The organism is Phaeodactylibacter luteus (assembly GCF_007993045.1).
GTDB classification, from domain to species: Bacteria; Bacteroidota; Bacteroidia; order Chitinophagales; family Saprospiraceae; genus Phaeodactylibacter; species Phaeodactylibacter luteus.
On the sequence record NZ_VOOR01000011.1, the window covers coordinates 35,026 to 53,503 of the forward strand.

Consider the following 18,478-nt stretch of genomic DNA (forward strand, 5'->3'; position numbering starts at 1 on the left):
TACCAACCGCTTCTATGAGAAAGTCGATCAACCGGGCATTCAAATGGTATTACCAGCAACGGTACAAAGGTATTCGGCATTTTATGGAGCACCCACATCAGGTGCAGGAGAGCTTGCTGAAGCAGCTCCTGCAATTCACTAAGCACACAGAGTGGGGGCGGCGCTACGGGTACCGTGACATACAAGACGCAGAACAATTCGCCCGGCGGGTGCCTGTCAACGATTACGACGGGCTCAAGCCTTACATTACCCGTATGATGCACGGGGAAAAGGACGTCCTTTGGAGCGGGCAGGTACGTTGGTACTCCAAATCTTCCGGCACGACAAGCGACCGCAGCAAGTACCTTCCGGTCACTTCCCAAAATCTAAAAAAATGCCATATCCGGGGCACATGGGATACCATGTCCCTATTTTACCACAACCGGCCTGATGCGCGTCAGTTTGAATGCAAGAGTATGATCATGGGCGGGAGCCTTTATCCTTTCGAGCCCTACCCAAAGACCACCTACGGGGATGTCTCTGCTATTATGATTCAGAATATGCCAGCCGTGGGGCGCCCCTTTTTTACGCCAGATTTCAAGACGGCCCTGCTACATGATTGGGAGGAGAAGCTTGAAAAACTGGCCCGCATCGGAGCGCAGGAGCGGAATATGGTCATGATAGGAGGGGTACCGACCTGGACCGTGGTGCTCTTCCGCCGCATATTGGAGCTCACTGGAAAATCCAATATGCTGGAAGTATGGCCAGAGTTTCAAGGCTACATCCACGGCGGGGTAAGCTTCACGCCCTACCGAAAGCAGTTCGAGGCGTTCTTCCCTTCTGACCAAATCAGCTACCAGGAAATCTACAATGCATCTGAGGGCTATTTTGCCGTGCAAGACGACTTCAGCAGGGACGATATGCTATTGTTACTAAATAATGGCGTCTATTTTGAGTTTTTGCCTATGCCCGAATGGGACAAGCCTAACCCCCATGCCATACCGCTCAGCGAGGTGAAGCCCGGAGAGAACTACGCCCTTGTCATTTCGACCAACGCAGGGCTATGGCGCTACACGCCCGGTGATACGGTCACCTTCACTTCTACAGCCCCTTACCGGATCAAGATCACGGGCCGCACCAAACAGTTCGTCAATGCTTTCGGCGAAGAGGTCATGGTGGAAAATACCGACAAGGCCTTGGCTGTCGCTTGCCAACAGACAGGGGCTATCGTCTCCGAATATACCGTTGCGCCGGTCTATTTTGAAGAAGGGCAAAAAGGGGGGCACGAATGGCTCGTGGAATTTGAACGAGAGCCCTCCGATGAAGAGCGGTTCACCGCCTTGCTCGATCAAGCCTTGCAAGCGAACAACTCTGACTATGAAGCAAAGCGTTCAAAAAGCTTGGCGCTCAAAAGGCTTAGGCTACACGCCCTGCCCAGTGGCACCTTCCACAACTGGATGCGCTCCCGGGGCAAGTTTGGGGGGCAGCACAAAGTGCCCCGCCTGGCCAACCACCGGCAATATGTAGACGAGATACTCCACTTCTTGGGCAACAAAGTTTAGCCTCTTTCAAAAAGGCCAACGCTGCCCCCTACCCAATCTTTGTCTTTGTTGTAACGCACCCCAACCATCAGGCCCTTGCTCAGGCGGGCCAGGTTGTTCACAATCTTAGGGCGGGGCTGCCCATCTTCCCAAAGCATCAACATCCTTATCTCACACTTAGACGGCTCCGAGGGCGTCTCTATTACTGGGGCGTATTCCACCTTGCGCTGCAGGATGTAGTTTTCCGGGTCTTTGATCATATCCACATCGTGCTGATTGATATTGATGATGACACCGGTGCCAGCAAAGGAGTACAAAGGCTTGAGCACGTAATTGTGCAGATCTTGGGGCAGCTCTGCCAGTTCGTTCAGAAAGTAGGATTTGGGCACGTAGGGGCTGTCTAGCAAAGGCAAAGTGTGCTTGCTGATCCGGAAAAACCAATTGGGATGCCCAACATACTCCACGTCGTAATCGTGGGTAAAGTAAAACTCCCGCTCAAGGTCATCTCTGCGGATGAGCTCATCAAAAATCACCCGGTTGAAAATCCGTCGGACCTGGATTTTACGGCCCTCCTTAAAGTAGAAAACCTTGCGCCCTTCCACTTTCAGCTCACTGATACAGACCGGCTCTATGCCTATCATGTGCTTGCAAGCTATAAAATCAATGCTGGTCACCTGCTTTTCTGGTTCTACCTCAAGCAAGATGACCTGCTCTGTATCGCAATCGCCTATAATTACGCGCCTCAGCATTTCGATATACTCCTCAGACTGCATGCCCCCAAAAAGATGGGTGTAGGTGTCTGGGATATCGTAAACCTCCCGGTAACCACGGGCAACAAGGTCTTGGAAAAAATACAAAGAGGGGAAGCCCTGCACTTCAATCAGCTGAGGCGTGTAAGCCCCATCTGTGCCTTTGCATATCCCAAAATCCATTTGCAGGAAAGTGGTATGCGGCGTCTCATTGGGCACCTCCTGTGCGGTGAGCAGCGCCCCCTGTGAACGCTCCTTAAAGTCGGGGGCGACAATCACATCCGTAATTTGCTCACAAGCCTCGAGCAGCTGCCGCTTCAGGCTATTGGGGATGAAAACCGGAGATTCTGCGACACGGAATGGCGGGCGGTAGTTGTACTGCCTCTCCACCCAAGTCAACAGCTCCTGATATTTTTCTGCTGTGAAAGCAGCATTGAAAGCAGACCTAATACTGGGGTTCATACATTATTTGTTTTCAGGCGCGCCACGGTATCAGGCCGGGACACAGTCCGCCTGCAGCAGGCCGACGGCACGGTGCAGGAACAGCGGCAGGACAATCTCGTGGGTCAAACCAATTTTATCGCTATCGTTCAAGTGCTTGATCATGCGGAGGTATTTCTCCTCCCCGTGCTCGTCCAGGATTTGTGCTTTGCGTTTGGGGTCCATGAAATGCAGCAGCATCCCATCGGGGTCAGCCTCAGGGTGAAACTGCGTGCCCAGCATTTCTGGGGAAAACCGTATGGCCATGATCGCCCGTTCGAGCGGGACATGCGGGCGGATTTTTTCCAGGGCTAGTATCTCTGCGCCCATCTCATCTATGCGTTCCAAATTCGGCTGTATGCATTGCCAGTCGCGGAAATCCGCGATAAAAAAGGGATTGGGCAAGCCTTCGAAATTGGGCTCGCAGGCCCCGGCATCGGTCATATGGCAGCGGAAAGTGCCAAAAGACATAGACTTCCGCTTACTGACCTCAGCCAGCGCGAAATGCTTGACCGCCATTTGGAAAGAATGGCAGATGAAAAAGACGTGCTTTTTGGGCCGGCCGGGCTTTTGATTCCAAGCCCAAGCCTCCTCCAGCCATTTGTAGTACTTCACGTCCCAATTGCCATCGCCATCATGAGGGCTGCCCGGCCCACCTGTTGAGATGAAGATATCGAAGTCCATACCAGGGACTTCCGCTTTTCCTCTGACATCGAATACTTTCCATTCGTAGTGCTGCTCAAAGCGGCTTACGATCTCCTGTATGCAGCGCATCCCCTGATTGGGCTCATTGTCGTACATATCCAGGATGGCGAGTCTTAATGAAGGCATAATTTTGGTCATTTGGCGGGGCTGTCGCTGGCCGCCAGTTTAGCAATCAGGCTTTTTAGGTGGGAAGGCTATACGGCATTGAAGCCTTGCTTTTGCCCCAAGAGCGCTATAACAAGCGCCCCAAAAATACACTTTTCAGGAACGCTTGTTGGGCAGCCAACCGACAGATTGAAAAGGCGCAAACCAGATTGTAGTTTTTGAGCTTGCACCTGCACAATGTAGTGGGGCCTGCCCCTGCCAGCGGGCAGGTGCCGCTATGCTCCGGGGCTCGCTGTCCGCTCGGCCCCTCGCCCTACAGGCGTCGGGTCTGGCCTTCGGCCACCCCTGCGCAGCGCTAGGCCAATGCCAGGCTAAAACAAACGTCTAGGACATTCTGGTTTACGGCCGATTGAAGGCCTTTCTATTGGCCGGCTGCTGCATTCCGGATGAAAGAGCCCCAGGTCAGGTTGTCTTTGCCGTCTTTATGAGCCTGCGCCCGCTCGATCGCGTACGTGGCCATAGTCTCCACCACCCATTCGAAGTTATCCTTCCCTACCGAGTTCAGGTCGGCATCAGGGGCAGGGTTGCAGAAATCTATAGCGTATGGGATGCCGTCGCGGATGGCCAGCTCTACAGTATTGAAGTCGTAGCCCAGCGCTTGGTTGAGGCGCAGGACATACTCTTCCAGGGTCTTCATCATCTCAGCGCTGACGTTGTGCTGAGCAGCATAGCGCAGGTGGTGAGGGTTGCGCGGCTCGTAGTGCATGATACGGACGTACTTGCCGCCAATGCAGTAGCAACGGAAATAAGACTCAAAGTCAATCGCTTCCTGCAGCATCATGACCAGCTGCCCGGTTTCGCTGTACGCGCGGAAGAAGTCGTCGGCGCTATCCAACTTGTATACATTCTTCCAGCCTCCGCCAGCGTAAGGCTTCATAAAGGCAGGGAAGCCTACATAGCTGAAAATGCCTTCCCAGTCCAGCGGGAAAGCCAGATTGGAAAAAGACTCGGCAGTGGTATCGTCCGGCTGTTCCTTAGAAGGCAACAGTACGGTTTTGGGGACCGGCACCCCGATTTTCTCAGCCAGGGCATTATTGAAAAACTTCTCATCTGCGCTCCACCAGAAAGGGTTATTGATAACAGCCGTGCCAGAGATAGCTGCATTTTTGAGCGCAGCCCGGTAAAAAGGCACATCCTGCGAGATGCGGTCTATCAATACGGCGTAGTCAGCGGGAGCAGCCTGAATCACCTTATCTATGGTAGCAGGCTCAGCCTGAATACCTTTCACATTTTTGGCGTTGATCCGCTCCACCAATGCGTTGGGGAAGCTGCGCTCCTGCCCGAAAAGAATGCCGATTTTTTTCATACAAACTGTGGTTTACCTGTTGTTTTAGGATAATAATAGGTCGAAGCGGCCAAGCCGCCATATTGCTTGTTCGTTGCGCCAAACCGCCCTCCTGCCCGGGCTTATATCAAGGACAGGTAATGGGGGAACATTTCCCGCCACAGCGGCCAATCGTGCGCTTCCCAGCCGCGCATATCGAGCCAGTGGGGCACGTTTTTTTCTGACAAAATGCCAGACAACCGCTGATTGGCATTCAGGCAAATGTCCCATTCCGAAGTGCCCAGCACGATGTTCATCTCCCAAAGTGCCGGGTGGTTGTTCCCCGGGAGGTAATCTACCGGGTTGTTAAAATACACATTATCGTCATAATAACCATCCATGAACATTTTTATATCGAAAGCTCCGCTCATCGAGAACAGATGGCTGACGGTTTCCGGGTGCTTGAAGGCAAAATTGGCAGCGTGGTAGCCCCCAAAACTCGCTCCGGCTACTGCCACTTTGCCCGTCCCGGTATTCCAGCGCACAGCGGGCACAATTTCCCGGAGCACCATATTATCGTAGCACTGATGATTCCACGCGCGCTGCCCAGGATGTACACCCTTGTTGTACCAGCTCAGGGCATCGATGCTGTCCGGGCAAAAAATCTGTATGAACCCGCGGTCTACAAACCACTCAGCAGTCTGTACCAGCCCAAAATCTTTGCTTTCGTAATAGCGGCCCATACTTGACGGGAACAAGACGACAGGGTAGCCACGATCGCCGTAGGCCAGCATTTCAATTTCTTTGCCGAGGCTGGGCGAATACCATTTGTGATACGTTTCTTTCACAGTAAAAGGGTTCATAGCCGGTGAGCCACCGGAGGTAATTGTTAATTTTACACTTAGTATTGCAAAAATACGGGCTTTATTTAAAAAATCAAGCAACAACCTGTTGATTTACAATTCTTTACAAAGAGCCGCCACTATCGACATTCCAAACAAAAAACGTTTTTGCCCGTTTTTTCAATATTGCATTTGGCGGCAGCCGCAAAAAAGCATCACAATCCTGCATACTGCATGAAAACGAACTACCTAAAAAAAACAGCCCGTTGGCTAGAGGCAGCCCTACACCCTTCCTACCGCATAATGGCTGCCGAGCACAGCCTGCCCTCCCGCCACTTGAAAAGGAAAGTGAAAATCCGCGTACTGCAGCCACCGGCGGGGGCCCACAGGCAAGGTGAGCTCCCCGCGCTTTACCTCAACGACGGGCAAGACCTCGAAGCGCTTGACCTCCTCTTCACCCTTCAACGGCTGTACCGCAAAGGCAAAATCGCCCCATTCATATTAGTAGCGGTGCACGCCGGCGACCGCATGCAGGAGTACGGCACTATGGGCCGGCCCGATTACAAAAAACGGGGCAGCCGGGCAGGGGCTTATGCCAGCTTCCTAACCTCGGAGCTCCTCCCTTTCCTCGAGAGCCGTTACCCCTTGCAGGGCAGCCCGGCAGGGCGGAGCATTGCAGGCTTCTCCCTTGGCGGGCTATCTGCTTTTGACCTTGCCTGGCACCACCCTGCCCTGTTCCATCAGGTGGGGGTCTTTTCCGGCTCCCTTTGGTGGCGCAGCACCCCTTTTGAAGAAAGCAGGCCCGATGCCGGGCGGATTGTCCAAGACTATGTCGAAGCGGCTGCCCACTGCCCGCCCCTCCGGTTTTGGCTGCAGGCAGGGACGGCCGATGAAACCTCGGACCGCAACGGCAATGGGGTCATTGATGCCATAGACGACACCCTCGACCTTATGCGGGCGCTCCAAAGCTTGGGCTGTCCTGCCCACAGCCTCCGGTATGTGGAAGTCTCGGGGGGCGAGCACCGCCCTGAAACATGGGGGCAAGTGATGCCCGACTTTCTACAATGGGCGTTCCCCAAACGAGCAACAAAAGCCTAACTTTGCCGTTCTCAGAAAAGTGCAGCGGGACAGCTGCTGCACCCACTGCTGCAATCAAGACAAAGACATGAAGCGATTATCTTACCTTTCCCTCCTGCTTGTAATGGCCATGCCCCTGCAGGCTCAGCATCTCGTGCCGCTCACCGGAAACCTTCAGCTGCTGCAGGCTCAGCCTGATTTGCCCAAAGGCTATGCCCCGGCGGCTGCATCTCGTCAGCGGGCCTGCCAGCTGGAGGAGGACAATGTCAACTATATCCTCGCTGGCGACACCGCACTGCTCACCTTTGAAATCGATACTTTCGGGCTAGACACCCTGCCCGGCACCTTCAATTGTACCAACTGCGAGGGCAACCGCATAGGCGAAGCCTCCCTGCAGAACGACACCCTCGTTCTGATTGCAGGCAGCGAGCTGCAAGCGGCACGAGATACTTTCCGCATAGAATTTTGCAACCCCAATGGCTGCAAGAGCACTAGCCTGATTGTTGTAGGGCGGCGGGCCAGCCAAAGCACTGCGGTAGGCCCCATTGCGGTAGCAGCAGAAGGAATGGCCGAAGTCCCCTTACAAGCGGCCAACCTGCCTGGCCCGCTTGCTTGCAACCGCTTCATCGACCAGCCCGATGATTATGAAGGCCGGGATCAGCTCGCCTACTTCAGCAATTACCAAGCGCCAGACAGTGTGCTCATTTATGTGGCCAGCCGCTACCCGGGCCAAGATGTCATCACTGTAACCCTGTGCGACTCCTTCGCCATTTGTGATGATTTCAACATTACCTTCCAGATCAACAAAGCCCCCCTTGCCCTTGGAGACGGGGGGCTGGGCGCCTTTTTGGATGATTTTTCCCAAGAAGGGCATGTCACCAATAGCGACCTGTGGCTGGACAGAGACCCCTTCGTCAACCGCACCTTCGCCAACGACAACCCTACGCTTGGCGTGGCTACCTTCGACGGGATCAAGCCGGATGGCACCCCTTACGGCGCCTCAGGCCTTAATGACCGCCTGACCTCCAATAACCTCGACTTGACCGGGCTTGACGGCGACCTTTTCCTCACTTTTTGGCTCAAGCCCCGAGGGCTGGGCGAATCTCCTGAAAACGGGGACTTTTTCCAGCTGGAGTTTAAAAACCAAGCGGGCAATTGGGAAGTGGTGCGGACTTTCTTCAAGGAGGAATTCGACATCGACACTACGGCTGCAGGCTTTTTCTTCCCCATGGAAGTGCCCGGCGGTTTTAAGCATGAGGCTTTTCAGTTCCGTTTCTCTGCGTTCAACAGCGGCAATGGCATAGACGACATCTGGAATTTAGACTATGTATGGCTGGGAGACGATCCTGCTATTGCCACCACCAACATTACCGACGTTGCCTTAAGGCAGGTGCCCGCCGCTGCCATTGCCCCTTATACGAGCATGCCCTGGCGCCATTTCCGAGGGCAGGAAGAAGCACTATTGCCAAGCAATTACCTCACTTACCTTTTCAACCTCAACAACGATCAGGCCTTGAACGCAGGCGCAGGCGACCTCGTCATACGGGAGCTCACCACAGGGGTGCAGCTTGCCGCCACTACCCTGCTCGATGCCTGCTGCCGGACAGTTGAAGCCAACTCCCCTGCAACTTATGATCAAAATTACCCGAACTTCCCCGGCTTGGTGCAAGCGTTTATGAATACCGCATTTAACTTTGAAGACCGCCTGGAGTTTGAAACGTCCTATCAGCTTTCTGATGTCACCAACGAACAGGGCGGGTCAGGGTACAGTTCCGTCACCCGCAACAACAACGCTTCCCGGCTTACGGTTTTTGACGACTACTTCGCGTATGACGACGGTACGGCTGAAACTGGCGTAGTAGTACAGGAAAGGGACCAAATTGCAGTGCGCTATACCGCTGCGGTAGACGACACCCTGCAGGCCCTGCAGTTTCATTTCCCCAGCATGATCAATGACTTCTCCAGCCAAGAGTTCCACTTGCAGGTCTGGGTTGGAGCCCTAGATGATGAGCCGGAGGTGCGCATGACGTTCCAAAACCCATTTTTCCCGGCTTCGGTCTACGATACCCTACAAGCCTTTACGACTTACCCGCTGATGGATAGCGAGGGCAACCCGTCGCCTATCTTCATCCCTGCGGGCGATTTTTATGTTGGCTGGGAGCAGGTTTCCTCTTGCAATTTCCTGGACTGCATCGTGGTCGGTTATGACCGCAATACACCGGCAGGGCTCGATGCGCTGTTCTACAACAACAATGATCAGGGCTGGCTGCCATTCCCGGCCAACTTCCCGGCCGGCGCCCTAATGCTGCGCCCGCTGATGGGCAATGAACCTGCCTTGCCTACTTCTGCCGAAGCCCAGGCAGCGGCTGCTTTTGAAGTGCAAGCTTACCCCAACCCGGCAGGTGATGTGCTGCATATTGAAACAAAACGGATTGCCACAGCCCACTTGCAGCTTGAGCTCATCAACGCGCTGGGGCAGACCGTGCACCGAGCGCCGTATACCCCTCAGCTTGATGTAAGCGGGCTTGTACCGGGCATGTACCTCGTACGGGCAACGGATAACTTCAACGGCCAAAGTGTGCAATTAAAAATTATGATAGCCCGCTAATGGGGCGGTTCACATCAGTAGCCTTACTTTTGAACAAACCAATTTTTAGAGACTATGGCTCAGGATATTAATGTCAAAGAACTGAAGGAGCGCCTGGATGCAGGCGAGGAAATCACCCTTGTTGATGTACGGGAAGCCTATGAACGGGCGCAGTTCCATATCGGAGGGGCTTTTATCCCGCTAGGGGAGCTGCACGGGCGTATGGACGAAATCGGCGCGGGCAAAGAAGACGAGATTGTCGTGTACTGCCGGTCGGGCAACCGCAGCAGTGTAGGCAAAGCTTTGCTCGAACGGGCTGGCTACTCCCAAGTCCGCAACCTGACAGGCGGCATGCTCGACTGGGTCGATCAGCATGGGGCATAAACGCCCCCCTCTCTGACGGATAGCCCGTGGGGAGGGGCACGGCCCTAAACCCTTTTTACAAAGCCTTGACGGGCATACCGTTTTCCATTTTTTCTCATTATGTTTGTCTGGTGCTCTACGCTCAATATCAACCCTGAATCCACACAAAAAATACCATGAGGAACCGAGTAGTCATCGAAAACGTACACCCGGAAATTGACCACGGCGCTTTTTTCATCAAGCGGGTGCCCGGTGAGAAAGTCACTGTCACTGCCGACATCTTTGGCGATGGGCACGATCACATCCGGGCTGCTCTCCTCTACCGCCACGAAAGCCAAAAACGGTGGACGGAAGTCTTTATGATGCCCCTGGCCAATGACGAATGGGAGGCTACATTTACGGTGGAACAAAAGGGGATGTACCACTATAAAGTAGCGGGGTGGATGGACCACCTCCTCCACTGGTATGAAGGCTTCCTGAAAAAGCAGGAAGCAGGCCAAGATATGGCCGTAGAGCTGCAGATAGGCGAACAACTGTTGCAGAAAGCAGCGGAAAGCTACCCGAAAGCAAAAGCAGAAGACCTGAAAGCGCTGGCCAAACAGCTAAAAAGCGGCGGGGAAGAGGCCGTGCAAACGGTCTTAAACGCTGATTTCAAACAGGTCGTAGAGAGCACTCCCCTCAAACAGTTCGAAACCATATACGACCACAACCTCCGCGTCCGGGTGGGCTGGGAAAAGGAATTGTTCAGTACTTGGTACGAGCTGTTCCCTCGTTCCGCAGCACAGGAGCCCGGCCGGCTTGGGACCTTCAAAGATGTGGAGAAGCTCTTGCCACGGGTAAATGAGATGGGCTTCGATGTTTTATACATGCCGCCCATACACCCGGTAGGAGAAAAGAACCGCAAAGGTAAAAACAACAGCGTGAATGCACAGCCCGGCGAGCCCGGCTCGCCTTGGGCTATAGGCAGCCGCCACGGCGGGCACAAAGCGGTCAACCCTGAGCTTGGCACCTTGGAAGATTACAAAGCCCTGATTGAAAAGGCCAAAACTTATGGCATAGACATCGCTTTCGACTTGGCTTTCCAATGTGCGCCAGACCACCCTTACATTGAAGAGCACCCAGAGTGGTTCATATGGCGGCCTGACGGCACCATCGCATATGCCGAAAACCCACCAAAAAAATACCAGGATATCGTCCCCATCAACTTCGAATCGGAGGATTGGAAAGCCCTTTGGGAAGAGCTCAAAAGCGTTGTCCTGTTCTGGTGCGAAGCCGGAGTGCGGATCTTCCGGGTTGACAATCCGCACACCAAGCCATTCCGGTTCTGGGAGTGGTGCATCGCTGAAGTACAAAAAGAATACCCGGATACCATCTTCCTATCGGAAGCATTTACCCGCCCCAAGGTAATGGCAGAATTGGCCAAGGCTGGCTTCAGCCAGTCCTATACTTATTTTACTTGGCGCAATACCCGCAAGGAGCTGGAAGAGTACATGACCGAGCTTACCCGCACGGAGTCCCGGGAATACTTCCGCCCCAACTTCTGGCCCAACACTCCGGACATCCTCCCTTACGAGCTGATGAATGCAGGCCCCAACGCTTTTGCCAAAAGGCTGGTCCTCGCAGCTACCCTTTCTTCCAACTACGGCATGTATGGCCCTTCCTACGAGTTTATGGAAAATACGCCCAATGCTAACGGAAAGGAAGAGTACCACAACTCTGAAAAGTACGAAGCCCGGCATTACGATTGGGGCCACCGCAACCGGCTGACGGAGCTGATCACGCAGGTCAACCAAATCCGCAAGCAGCACCCGGCCATGCAAGATACCTGGAACATCCACTTCACGCGCACCGACAATGAATCTATCATGAGCTATATCAAGCTCACGGAGGATCAGAGCGATATCATTTGGTGTATCGTGAATTTTGATACAGCCTACCGCCAAAGTGGCTTTGTCGAAGTCCCCAAAAGCCTCTTGGGCATTACTGGCAACGTCAACCTCAAAGTGACCGATTTGCTCTCGGGCGAGGTCTACCATTGGTTCAATGAGTGGAACTATGTCGAACTAAACCCCGATGCAGCCCCTGCGCACATTTTTGAGGTGTCTTTCAACCGCCGGTAACTGCCGCTGCTGTCTGCGAACATGGTGACGATCAAAACATTGAACAGAGAGGAGGCCGCTCCCTATATGGAGGACCTGGCCCGCCTCCGGATTGCTGTCTTCCGGGAATGGCCCTATTTATACGAAGGGGATATGCCTTATGAAATGGGCTATTTGGACACCTTCCTCAAGGCACAGGACAGTTTCATGGTGGTGGTGCTAGATGGGGAGGAGGTCGTGGGGGCGAGCACAGGCCTTCCGCTTACGGAAGAGACCCCGAACATTCAGCAGCCGTTTGTAGAAGCCGGCTTGCCGCTTGGCGATTTTTTCTACTTTGGGGAGTCGGTCTTACTGCCCTCCTACCGGGGGCAGGGCATCGGCAAAGCGTTTTTCAGGCTCAGGGAATCCTTTGCCCGGAGTTTAGGCTTCCCAAAGCTGACTTTTTGTGCTGTGGCCAGGCCTGAAGAGCACCCACTTCGCCCGGCGGGATATCAGTCCCTTGATGTTTTTTGGGAAAGATGTGGCTTTCGGCCTTCCGAGCTGCACTGCTACATCAGCTGGCAGGAAATAGGCGAAGCTGCCGCCTCGCCAAAAATGCTCCGGTTCTGGTCCAAAACGCTGCAAGCCTAACATATTGGGGCTTTATGGCCCAACATCAGCCCTTGGCTAGGAGGCCAAAGCAACAAGCCGCGCTACCACTTTTCTTAACCGGACTAAACCCGTCTTTCAACCATGGCCTACCCTACACACAAAGCTTGCTCCCTGCTTTTGGCCTCCCTCCTTTTGACAGTGCTTACGCAATGCAGAGCGCCGAGCATCAGCTGGAGCCCGGGCCTTTCCGGAAAGCTCGGTTTCGACTTGAATGAAATCAACGAGGAAGGCCTGGCCGGGCCTAAAGACGGGCTAGTCAGTGTACATTATGAATACTGTATCCCCAATAGCCCGGATTACATCGCACAAGTCAGGGGAATAGACCCAACCCTGCGCCTGCAGCCCGGAGCACCTGGCCGGTCCGGCTGCCGCCCTGAGCGCGAAGTCTTATGTTTGGGCCATACCCATCAGCCCGGGTACGAAAAAGTGCTTTATGAATTAGCCAGCCTGCCCTATATCCGGAAAATATCCCGTGCTTGGTTCGAATAGCCTGGCTAGGGTTGCGCCACCACTCCGGATTAGCCATTGCCCTCCTGCCGCAAGGGCTGCAAAGCTGCAATATCGGCAGGCCGGCTACGGCAGCAGCCCCCGATCCAGGCAGCGCCTAGCTCCTGCCACGCCCGGGCCTGTTCCAGCCATCCTCCTTGTGCTGAAGTGCCCGGCAGCCAACATTGCGATTTACTATCCCATACTTCACCGCTATTGGGGTAGGCGATGAACGGGGGCTCCGCCCAAAGCCGCAGTTCCTGCAGCAAAGGAGCGATAAGAGTAGGTGGCGTACAATTGAAGCCTATGGCAACGACTTGCGGATGACCGCTGAGCAGGGCAGCCACATCTGAAAGCTGCGCGCCACCACTGATGGCCCCGGGCTGCTGGGCCGTAAAACTGAACCAGGCCAGCGCATCAGGAAAACGCTCCAACTCCTGCAGCAGCACTTCTGCCTCTTCCAAGTCGGGCAGGGTTTCAAAGGCCAGCAAGTCTGGCTCAGCACTCAGTAGTGCTGCTATGCGCGGGCGGTGGAAGGCTTGTAAGCGGGAGCGAGGTACCCCGTACTGCCCTCGGTATTCGGAGCCGTCTGCCAAATATGCGCCATAGGGGCCCACAGATGCTGCCACCAACGGATGAGGGCGCCCCGGGGGCAGGCCTTGCTGCAAAAATGCTGCCCGAGCTTCCTTTGCCAGGGCAACACTGAGCCGAAAAAGCTGCTGGCCTTCCTCCATCGGGATGCCATAGGCAGAAAAGCCTTCAAAAGACGCTTGATAGCTGCAAGTGATCGCTACATCAGCTCCTGCCCTAAAATAGGCTTCATGCACCGCCCTTATCCATTCTGGGCGCTCCAATAATAGCCGTGCCGACCACAGTTTGTCCTTTAGCTCGGCCCCCATCTGTTCCAGCTCTGTGGCCATTGCCCCATCTAATAAGAACAACGCCGGCCGGTTCAATACCGCTCTGGCTTCCTGATCCGCCATAACTAAAGTTTTGACGCCATACAAAGTAGGCGAAACTACAAATCGGTACCCTGCCCAAGAGCTGGATACCGATTTGTGCTATTGCCCCGGCAACTGATTTCATCAGCGTGGCCGGGCCTTGCGCGCTGATGAGATTAGGGGATGGTTATCCCAAGAACTTGAAATTCCACTGGTAGATGCTTACTACCAAAACAATGAAAAGGAAGAAGGCTATGAAACCGTACAACAAACAGTAACCTTTTCTTCCCACATTCTTTATTTCATCAGACATGGCTATCGTTTTATTGATGTTATATAGATCGGCTGCAAAGATGAGCAAAAATACAAAATTGGCAAAGTTTATCCGGTTTCCGGGGGCTTGACTTGCCCATTGCACGCCGGATAATAAAACGGGCTGCCCCGCTCTTCAAAAACCGGTTTGGGGTTGGCCAAATACTTTCTTAACAGATTTCAAAATTAAAGCATGTTTTTCATCTTATTTCATGCTTTTATTCCAAAACAAACTATTGACAACCAAGATATATTTCAAAACCTACAACTATTTGGCATGCACGCCGATGCCCAGCTTGGCATGCACACTAATGAAAGTGCAATGGCAAACGTGATAGAGCAGGGGCCCGCCATTTTTGGGCAGGAGGCTTGAGCCCAGCTGAGTGCATGGCTCAAACGCACTGTGGAGCGCCTGTTGAGCCCGACAGGGGGGACGGTGAGCGTAAAGTAAAATACCGCAAGCTTTTTAGGGCGGCTCGCCTATATGATGAAATCGGCCTAGCGCTGCGAAGGGGTGGCCGAAGGCCAGACCCGACGCCTGTAGGGCGAGGGACCGAGCGGATAGCGAGCCCCGCAGCATAGCGGCACCTGCCTTCAGGCAGGGGCAGGCCCCAAAAAAGCAATCTGATTGGCGCCCAAAACGGTGCGTGCCCTACTTTGGCTGCATCCTGTGAGCCTGTAAGGCCTAGCCAAAGGAAAGTGGAAGAATAGGAGCGGTACTGCTTTTTTTGGACAGTAAGCGACAAGGAGCCAAGCAAGGGGCATGAACAAAGGGCTGCCCCTTTTACAGGACAGCCCTTTGCCTATGGATAAACCGGGAGGCCGCTATTTCTAGTAGAAGCGGGAACGGTTATCTTCGATGGAAGCATTTTTCTTCATGGCTTGGATCAGCTGTCCAGGCACTTGCTGACGGACAGGGTTGGCCATATTGCGGCGGAGCTGAGGGATGTTGTTAGGCTGAGAAGCCGTTGGCTTGCTCATCACCTGCAAGACAAAAACTCCTGACTGCCCTATGACAGGTTCAGATGTCTGCCCCTGCTCAAGAGAGAAAGCCTCGCCGATTACCTTAGACTCTACCCCCACGTTGGGGATGAAGGTAGCGTTGAAGTTGACACTGCGGGCAGTATCCACTTTGGTGCCGAACTGCTGCGCGATGCTGCCCAAGTCACTGCCTGAGATTTTAGACTTGATCATCTCGCCTTTTTTCTTGTTCATCACCAGCTGCTCGATTTCGCTCTTGATGTTGGCAACTGATGGCAGCCCAGCCTGCTGCTTAGCAACCAAGCCAGCAACGACGTACTTATTGGTATAGTACTGCACTGCATCTTGGTAGCCATAGAGCTCAGGGGAAACCTCGCCTACACCAGCGTTGAACGCCCAGCGGATCAGGTCGCGGCTAGCCTGCCCGGTACCCAGCTCACCGATAGCGAAGTCATTGCGCTTCAGGCCACGGCTAGTTTGAATGCTCATGCCACGCTCAACAGCGCTTTGGCGGAGCGTCTCCAGGTCACGGTTCTCGCCGATGAAAGCCAGTACTTCAGCTTCAATATCCTTCTGAGTGTCTTCGGAAGGGACGATAGCTTCCTGCAGGAAGGCCACCTTTACCCTTGGGGTAGCAGAAGCACTGCGCTTGAGGACCTCAATGAGGTGCCAGCCGTAAGAGGTCTGTACTTTGTAATACTCACCGATTTTGCCTGTCACGAACAGGACGTCGTTGTATTCTGGGACAAACTGCCCGGGCGTTGTGCCCTCGTACTTGCCGCCGTTAGCTGCGCTGCCGCCGTCTTGGCTAAACTGCATGGCCAAGGAGTCAAACGAAGCGCCTTGGGTAAGGAGCAGGTTTTCGAGGCTGTCAATTGTCTTTTTTGCCTGAGTAAACTGCTGTGGCGCCTGTGCCTGAATCAGGATGTGGCGGCTGTCAGCAGAATCTGCCATCATACGGCGGTCCACTACTTTTACTGCCTTGTAGAAGCTGCCATCGATATAAGGGCCATATACATCGCCCTCGGCCATGTTCATTACCGTATCGGCAACAACGGGCGTCAGCTGCTCCTTGGTGAGGTAAGTCGTTGGAGGCACACCATAGTTGCGCGCAGTGAAGGCAGAGTCATCTGCTGCTGCTTTGAATTCAGGGATAAGCTCTGCGACCTTAGTGCGCAGTGCGGCGGAGTCCTTGGCGGTCGGGGCAACGTTGAACACCAGGTACTCGAGGCGGCGGGTCTCCTCTTCTGTAGTGTAGCGCGCTTTGTTTTCCTTCAAATAAGCCTCATAGTCAGCGTCAGAAAGCGACACCTCTGTGTTGTCGATCTCATCGAATGGCACTTTCACAAAAGCGAAATTGATGGGCATGTTCTGTTCGTTGTGGCCCATCTCTGCCATCCAGGTAGGCGTATAAATGGCTTTGGAAACCATGCCATTGATCTTGCTCTGCAGGCGGTCTTTGATGATCTCTTTTTCCTGATGTGCCCAGTAAGAGACCATGCGGGGGTCATCTGCTATGCTGCCATCTTCAATGGCCGTCTTGATTTGATTCAACTGCTGAAAGTCGACCTGTCCGGTCTGTGGGTTTTGAAACCGCTGACGAATCACGGGGCTTGGATTGACGCCGAACTGCAGGTCGAGCAGCTCTTCCTTGCTCACGCCCAGGCCGAGCGCTTCGGCTTCCTCCTGAACGAGTGCCTCCTCTACGAAGTAGTTCCACAGCTGACTGCGGCGGCTGTACACATCACCGCCAGAATTGCCGTAGAGCAGTTGTTCGGTGCGGTAGAACTTGTTCCAGTCCAGCTTCTTGCCCTCTATGTCCGCGAGTATAGTCTGCGAACTGCCAAATACACTCTGCTGACCGGAAGTCATATCCATTACGATGAAGCCTACCAGGCCCAGTGCAATCAGGACAACCAGCAGCCAGGAATTCTTCCGAATTTTACTAATCAAAGCCATCTTAAGACTGTAGTTTAAGTAATCTGAACTTCCGCTTTGCCTCTTTTCCAAACCAGAAAGCAAAAAACCGAAAGCGCTAAAAATCAATGTATTACCCCCTTCACCGGAGCCAGAGTGCTTGTAAAGCCTCGCCTTTGGGCAGAGATTGCCTTCCGGTGGCCGGCGCTAAAGAGACGCAAAGATAAACTTACCTTTGCGAAAATCCATGCAAATGTAGTTGGTTTACCGGCTAAATACAAAATTTACAAGCACTTGCCTGCTTAAACAGATTCTTCCTCCCATACTTTGCACCCCTCTGTGCAGTTGGTGCAAATATCGATCTGATCCCGGCCCTGCAGCAGCGCCCGCCGGAATTTCTGATAAGCCTGGCCCTGCCAGATTTCCCGGAAGGGCACCGACTTGAGGTCGCCCAGGCGGTGGGCAGCGTCCTTATCGAAGCAGCACGGCACGACCAGCCCGTCCCAGGTAATCACACAGGCGTGCCAGAGTTTCCAGCAGTGGTTCAACAGTTTGTTCTTTACCCGGTAAGTGCCATCAGGCTGACGGGCGTAGCGGGCATATTGCTCATTTTCGGGGATGAGCGGGTTCCCATTTTCAAAATCGTATACCTGAGCTGTTTTCAGCTTCACCTCGTCCACGCCTATCTCTTCTGCCAGCCGGTAGACCTCAGGTATCTGATGCTCGTTGGGGCGCACGACCAGAAACTGGAAAATCACATGTGGACGGGAAGCCCCTGCCTCTTTTTTGGCTTCCACTATATTGCGGGCTCCCTGCAGGACAGCCTCCAGTTGTCCGGCTTTACGATACTGTTCATACACTTCCTGCGTAGTGCCATCTACTGAGATGATCAGGCGGTCCAGGCCAGAAGCTACTGTACGGCGGGCGTTCTCCCGGTTGAGGAAGTGGCCGTTGGTAGAAGTGATCGTATAAAGGCCCCGGTCAGCGGTATAGCGCACCATATCCAGGAAAGCGGGATTGATGTAGGGCTCGCCCTGGAAATAGAAAATGAGGTACAATAGCCTCTCTCCCATCTCATCTACTACCTGACGGAAAAAATCCGCCTTCAGGTTCCCCGTAGGCCGGGTAAAGGCCCGCAGGCCGCTCGGGCACTCCGGGCAGCGGAGGTTGCAGGCTGTAGTAGGCTCTACCGAGATGGTAACCGGCATCCCCCATTGTACCGGTTTTTTCAAGGCCCTCGACCAATAGTAAGAAGCCATGACCTGTAGGGCGTTCCAGACGCGCAGGGGCGTAAGCTTTTGCAAAAAATTGACGGTGTCGTGCCAGTAAAATGCCATAT

General features: G+C 53.9%; 15 protein-coding genes. 8 read left to right on the top strand and 7 right to left on the bottom strand.

The genetic code is table 11. The features are described 5' to 3' along the window. The first annotated feature begins 14 nt into the window (after window positions 1–14). Window positions 15–1,541 carry a GH3 auxin-responsive promoter family protein gene (locus FRY97_RS07050; protein ID WP_147166742.1) on the top strand — a complete coding sequence of 509 codons (1,527 nt, stop codon included), beginning with the start codon at window positions 15–17 and terminating at the stop codon, window positions 1,539–1,541. Here FRY97_RS07050 and FRY97_RS07055 read toward each other — a convergent pair. From FRY97_RS07055 to FRY97_RS07070, 4 genes are all read right to left on the bottom strand, one after another. Beyond that, a complete protein-coding gene (locus FRY97_RS07055) occupies window positions 1,538–2,731 on the bottom strand; it encodes a hypothetical protein (protein ID WP_147166743.1) in 1,194 nt (397 codons plus the stop codon). The genes FRY97_RS07050 and FRY97_RS07055 overlap by 4 nt on opposite strands. Before the next feature lie 30 nt (window positions 2,732–2,761). Continuing rightward, the gene (locus tag FRY97_RS07060; protein ID WP_147166744.1) at window positions 2,762–3,580 is read right to left on the bottom strand and encodes a type 1 glutamine amidotransferase; all 819 of its coding nucleotides are present in this window, start codon (window positions 3,578–3,580) and stop codon (window positions 2,762–2,764) included. Window positions 3,581–3,980: 400 nt separating this feature from the next. Next, on the bottom strand, window positions 3,981–4,925 hold the full coding sequence (locus FRY97_RS07065; protein ID WP_147166745.1) for an ATP-grasp domain-containing protein: 945 nt from the start codon (window positions 4,923–4,925) through the stop codon (window positions 3,981–3,983). 101 nt (window positions 4,926–5,026) lie between these two features. Next, a complete protein-coding gene (locus tag FRY97_RS07070) occupies window positions 5,027–5,731 on the bottom strand; it encodes an esterase family protein (RefSeq protein ID WP_147166746.1) in 705 nt (234 codons plus the stop codon). 228 nt (window positions 5,732–5,959) lie between these two features. On the opposite strand from FRY97_RS07070, the gene FRY97_RS07075 reads away from it, so the two are divergent. From FRY97_RS07075 to FRY97_RS07100, 6 genes are all read left to right on the top strand, one after another. Then, window positions 5,960–6,823 carry an alpha/beta hydrolase gene (locus FRY97_RS07075; RefSeq protein ID WP_147166747.1) on the top strand — a complete coding sequence of 288 codons (864 nt, stop codon included), beginning with the start codon at window positions 5,960–5,962 and terminating at the stop codon, window positions 6,821–6,823. Between the two features lie 67 nt (window positions 6,824–6,890). After that, a complete protein-coding gene (locus FRY97_RS07080; protein WP_147166748.1) occupies window positions 6,891–9,410 on the top strand; it encodes a T9SS type A sorting domain-containing protein in 2,520 nt (839 codons plus the stop codon). A gap of 54 nt (window positions 9,411–9,464) precedes the next feature. Beyond that, window positions 9,465–9,773 carry a rhodanese-like domain-containing protein gene (locus tag FRY97_RS07085; protein ID WP_147166749.1) on the top strand — a complete coding sequence of 103 codons (309 nt, stop codon included), beginning with the start codon at window positions 9,465–9,467 and terminating at the stop codon, window positions 9,771–9,773. 155 nt (window positions 9,774–9,928) lie between these two features. Continuing rightward, window positions 9,929–11,872 carry an alpha-1,4-glucan--maltose-1-phosphate maltosyltransferase gene (locus FRY97_RS07090; RefSeq protein ID WP_147166750.1) on the top strand — a complete coding sequence of 648 codons (1,944 nt, stop codon included), beginning with the start codon at window positions 9,929–9,931 and terminating at the stop codon, window positions 11,870–11,872. Between the two features lie 21 nt (window positions 11,873–11,893). Next, window positions 11,894–12,481: a GNAT family N-acetyltransferase gene (locus tag FRY97_RS07095; RefSeq protein ID WP_147166751.1), complete on the top strand. Its 588-nt coding sequence runs from the start codon at window positions 11,894–11,896 to the stop codon at window positions 12,479–12,481. A 102-nt stretch (window positions 12,482–12,583) separates the two neighbouring features. Beyond that, window positions 12,584–12,991 (top strand): hypothetical protein, encoded by a 408-nt coding sequence (locus FRY97_RS07100; protein WP_147166752.1) that lies wholly within the window; start codon window positions 12,584–12,586, stop codon window positions 12,989–12,991. Between the two features lie 29 nt (window positions 12,992–13,020). Here FRY97_RS07100 and mmuM read toward each other — a convergent pair whose 3' ends face one another. After that, window positions 13,021–13,971, bottom strand: coding sequence for a homocysteine S-methyltransferase (gene mmuM, locus FRY97_RS07105; protein WP_147166753.1), 951 nt, complete (start codon window positions 13,969–13,971; stop codon window positions 13,021–13,023). Window positions 13,972–14,434: 463 nt separating this feature from the next. On the opposite strand from mmuM, the gene FRY97_RS07110 reads away from it, so the two are divergent. Then, window positions 14,435–14,614, top strand: coding sequence for a hypothetical protein (locus tag FRY97_RS07110; protein ID WP_147166754.1), 180 nt, complete (start codon window positions 14,435–14,437; stop codon window positions 14,612–14,614). A 458-nt stretch (window positions 14,615–15,072) separates the two neighbouring features. Here the strand turns inward: FRY97_RS07110 and FRY97_RS07115 are convergent, their stop codons facing one another. Together FRY97_RS07115 and FRY97_RS07120 are read right to left on the bottom strand one after the other, a co-directional pair. Then, on the bottom strand, window positions 15,073–17,181 hold the full coding sequence (locus FRY97_RS07115; protein WP_147166755.1) for a peptidylprolyl isomerase: 2,109 nt from the start codon (window positions 17,179–17,181) through the stop codon (window positions 15,073–15,075). 260 nt (window positions 17,182–17,441) lie between these two features. Then, a complete protein-coding gene (locus FRY97_RS07120) occupies window positions 17,442–18,476 on the bottom strand; it encodes an SPASM domain-containing protein (protein WP_147166756.1) in 1,035 nt (344 codons plus the stop codon). Window positions 18,477–18,478: the final 2 nt, after the last annotated feature.

Excerpts from the sequence above, each read along its gene's own strand:
- FRY97_RS07050 (WP_147166742.1), top strand. The coding sequence starts at position 15 with ATGAGAAAGTCGATCAACCGGGCATTCAAATGGTATTACCAGCAACGG.
- FRY97_RS07055 (WP_147166743.1), bottom strand. The coding sequence starts at position 2,731 with ATGAACCCCAGTATTAGGTCTGCTTTCAATGCTGCTTTCACAGCAGAA.
- FRY97_RS07060 (WP_147166744.1), bottom strand. The coding sequence starts at position 3,580 with ATGCCTTCATTAAGACTCGCCATCCTGGATATGTACGACAATGAGCCC.
- FRY97_RS07065 (WP_147166745.1), bottom strand. The coding sequence starts at position 4,925 with ATGAAAAAAATCGGCATTCTTTTCGGGCAGGAGCGCAGCTTCCCCAAC.
- FRY97_RS07075 (WP_147166747.1), top strand. The coding sequence starts at position 5,960 with ATGAAAACGAACTACCTAAAAAAAACAGCCCGTTGGCTAGAGGCAGCC.
- FRY97_RS07080 (WP_147166748.1), top strand. The coding sequence starts at position 6,891 with ATGAAGCGATTATCTTACCTTTCCCTCCTGCTTGTAATGGCCATGCCC.
- FRY97_RS07085 (WP_147166749.1), top strand. The coding sequence starts at position 9,465 with ATGGCTCAGGATATTAATGTCAAAGAACTGAAGGAGCGCCTGGATGCA.
- FRY97_RS07090 (WP_147166750.1), top strand. The coding sequence starts at position 9,929 with ATGAGGAACCGAGTAGTCATCGAAAACGTACACCCGGAAATTGACCAC.
- FRY97_RS07095 (WP_147166751.1), top strand. The coding sequence starts at position 11,894 with ATGGTGACGATCAAAACATTGAACAGAGAGGAGGCCGCTCCCTATATG.
- FRY97_RS07100 (WP_147166752.1), top strand. The coding sequence starts at position 12,584 with ATGGCCTACCCTACACACAAAGCTTGCTCCCTGCTTTTGGCCTCCCTC.
- mmuM (WP_147166753.1), bottom strand. The coding sequence starts at position 13,971 with ATGGCGGATCAGGAAGCCAGAGCGGTATTGAACCGGCCGGCGTTGTTC.
- FRY97_RS07110 (WP_147166754.1), top strand. The coding sequence starts at position 14,435 with ATGTTTTTCATCTTATTTCATGCTTTTATTCCAAAACAAACTATTGAC.
- FRY97_RS07115 (WP_147166755.1), bottom strand. The coding sequence starts at position 17,181 with ATGGCTTTGATTAGTAAAATTCGGAAGAATTCCTGGCTGCTGGTTGTC.
- FRY97_RS07120 (WP_147166756.1), bottom strand. The coding sequence starts at position 18,476 with ATGGCATTTTACTGGCACGACACCGTCAATTTTTTGCAAAAGCTTACG.